3 protein-coding genes are annotated in these 2,694 nt (G+C 63.9%); all 3 read left to right on the forward strand.

What is annotated here, in order from left to right:
- Positions 1 to 817, forward strand: an 817-nt coding sequence (locus QZT63_RS03025; RefSeq protein WP_290648458.1) for an ABC transporter permease, incomplete at its 5' end; no start/stop codon positions are given.
- A 23-nt stretch (positions 818 to 840) separates the two neighbouring features.
- Entirely contained in the window at positions 841 to 2,070 is a 1,230-nt protein-coding gene (locus QZT63_RS03030; protein WP_290648459.1) for an ABC transporter ATP-binding protein, read from the forward strand.
- A gap of 280 nt (positions 2,071 to 2,350) precedes the next feature.
- Positions 2,351 to 2,694: hypothetical protein (locus QZT63_RS03035; protein WP_290648460.1), on the forward strand; the 344-nt coding region annotated here is incomplete at its 3' end.

Raw genomic sequence — 2,694 nt, forward strand, 5'->3', positions numbered from 1 at the left:
CGGCTTGAGTAAGGCCCGGGCTGCGCAGGGCAATGACGTGCGTATAAGCAGTGCACTCTTCTTTCGCCTGGTACGCCAGGAGTTTGCGGACCGCTACGCCGGATCAGTGCTTGGCATTGTCTGGGCGGTGGTGCACCCCATGCTCTTGGTGAGCGTATTCTTCGCGGTATTCGCCCAGTTAATGGGCGCTCGGTTGCCCGGTATCGAGGAGCTCCACGGCTACGGGGTCTACCTCATCGCCGGGCTGCTCCCATGGCTCGCGTTCTCGGGCACCATCCGGCGCACGACGGAGGTCTTGCATGACCGGCGGGATGTGCTGAGCAAGATTCGCCTGCCCTTGATTGTGCCGCCACTTTGCGTCGTGGCCGGTGAGACCATTACCTTTCTCGTGGGCATGCTGGTTTTTGCCAGCGCTCTGGTTGTTACCGGCTACCCCTCGGCCACTGGTGCGCTCGTCCTGTTACCGCTGATCTACCTGGCGCATCAGGCGCTTGCCCTGGGCATTGGCCTCCTGCTTGGCGCGCTGAATGTCTTCCTCAAGGATATCCAGGAGTTTGTAACGGCGGTCCTCATGGTGTGGTTCTGGGCCACGCCCATCGTGTGGGTTGTCGACATCGTTCCTGAACAAATCGCGGCGGCGCAGGCCACAATGAATCCCGCATACTGGTTCGTCAGCGCCTATCAATCCATCTTCGCCCTGGGTGAAGCCCCGGATGCGGGGTTGTTGTTGCGGCTCGCCGTCCTGGCGGCGCTGGCATGCGCCTTGGCGCTGGCGGTGGTTCGATTAGGCGAGCGGCATATCCGCGACTATCTCTAGGCAAACCAGCTACCGGGGGTGTCTTGGTCCTGCTACGTGCCGAACGGCTCTACAAGCGATTCCACGTGCACGCCGGGGCGTGGGACATGGTGTGTGGGTTGCTGCGCGGTCGTCTCCGCCGCCGTGTTGCCCTGGACGATGTCAGTCTCGAGTTGCGCTCCGGTGAGACTCTGGGGGTAATTGGCGCCAACGGTTCCGGAAAGTCCACCTTGCTTAAGGTGCTCGCCGGCGTGCAGTTGCCGGAGAGCGGCCGGGTGCAACGCCATGGCCGTGTGGTGGCGTTGCTGGAGCTCGGTACGGGGTTTCGCCCCGAGCGCACCGGACTGGATAACCTGCAGACCAACGGGCTGCTGCTTGGCATGACGCGGCGTCAGCTCGATGAGCGTCGCGATGCCATCCTCCGCTTCTCGGGGCTGGGGTCGGCAATTCACGAGCCGCTCAAGAACTACTCCTCCGGCATGCGTATGCGACTCGGTTTCGCTGTCGCCATGCATGCCGAACCCGATGCATTCTTGATTGACGAGGCGCTGACGGTGGGCGACGCGGGTTTTCAGCAGCGGTGCATTGCGCGCCTGCAGGCGTTCACGCGGCGTGGCGGCGCGATCATCCTGGTCGCGCATGATCTCGCGGCCATCCGCTCGTTGTGTGACCGTGCGGTATTGCTGCAGCATGGCCGGATCGCTGCAGCGGGTGCGCCGGCGGCGGTTGCCGACGCCTACATGCAGTATCTGGCTGACGTCCCGCCTGTCATCCCGGATGCGGTTGGATATCACCGTGGTTTTGGCACCGGTGGCGTCGTCTTTGACGCCGTCCGTCTGCAGGGAGAGCGTTCTGGGTCGAATCGTGTCCACCCCGGCGAGGTAGGCCGGCTGTGTTTGCGGATTCATGCACATCAGGCCGTGCCCGATTTGACCGTGGGGTTTCTTATCCGCGATCGTTTCGGGCATGAAGTCTTTGGCGTCAACTCCGCCCAGCTCGGGAAGCTGCTGGCCGTGGACGCCGGTGACCGGCTCAGTGTAACCATCCGGGTTCCGCTGGAGCTGGGGGTGGGCGCCTACAGTGTCGCCCTGGCCCTGCATACCGGGCTGACGCATGAGGAGACATGCTTCCAATGGCTGGAGCATGCACTCCAGTTCGAAGTGATCCCGCGCGGCGCCATGTTCAGCGGCGTCGCGCGGCTGCGCCCGGAGATGACGGTGAGCCGCGAGGGGGAACCAGTGGCTGGTTCGCGGCGTGTGGGTCTTTCCGGCTGACACCATGCCTCGGGGAGCGAGGCGTGCGCGTCGCGCCGAATGTTGAGCCTGGGCGCCGCTGGAGTTCTTCTTCGTGTCGTTGGCGGTGCGCAAATTCTGAGATTCAGGCAATCGCCACGCGATCGGCTGCTCCCATGGCGAGGTTGCGGGTCGACAGGAGTCGGCTATGTTCGCAGTAGTGGCCTGCGAGAGTTTCGGCATGCTCCCCGCTGCCAGATACCTATGGATGACCGGTTCGTTTGGCAGGGCCTCGGCGGTGCCCCACTGACAGGAGGTGTTTATGGAGCCCGAAGGCATTGTGTTCAGCAGTCTTCTCGGCCTGGCTGCCGAGCACGGGCAGGACACCTACAGGGCCTTCCGCAATCGCGAGGCCGATGACGGCGGTGCCGACGAGCTCGCGGGGCGGCTGAGCACCAGCATCGAGATCCCCGACAGTGGACTTCTTGTGGCCATGGACGCTGCGACGCTAGTCACCGTGGGCTATCAGCTTGTACTGGGGCGCGATCACGAGGCCATCGACGAGCCCGGCTGGCGGTACTGGGTCGGTGAGCTTGCCGAAGACAACGTCACCACCGAGAACTTTCTCGCGGCGCTCGCGCGCGGGGCGTTCAATGACGACTTCGA

This window comes from Aquisalimonas sp. (genome assembly GCF_007120195.1).
Lineage (GTDB): Bacteria > Pseudomonadota > Gammaproteobacteria > Nitrococcales > Aquisalimonadaceae > Aquisalimonas.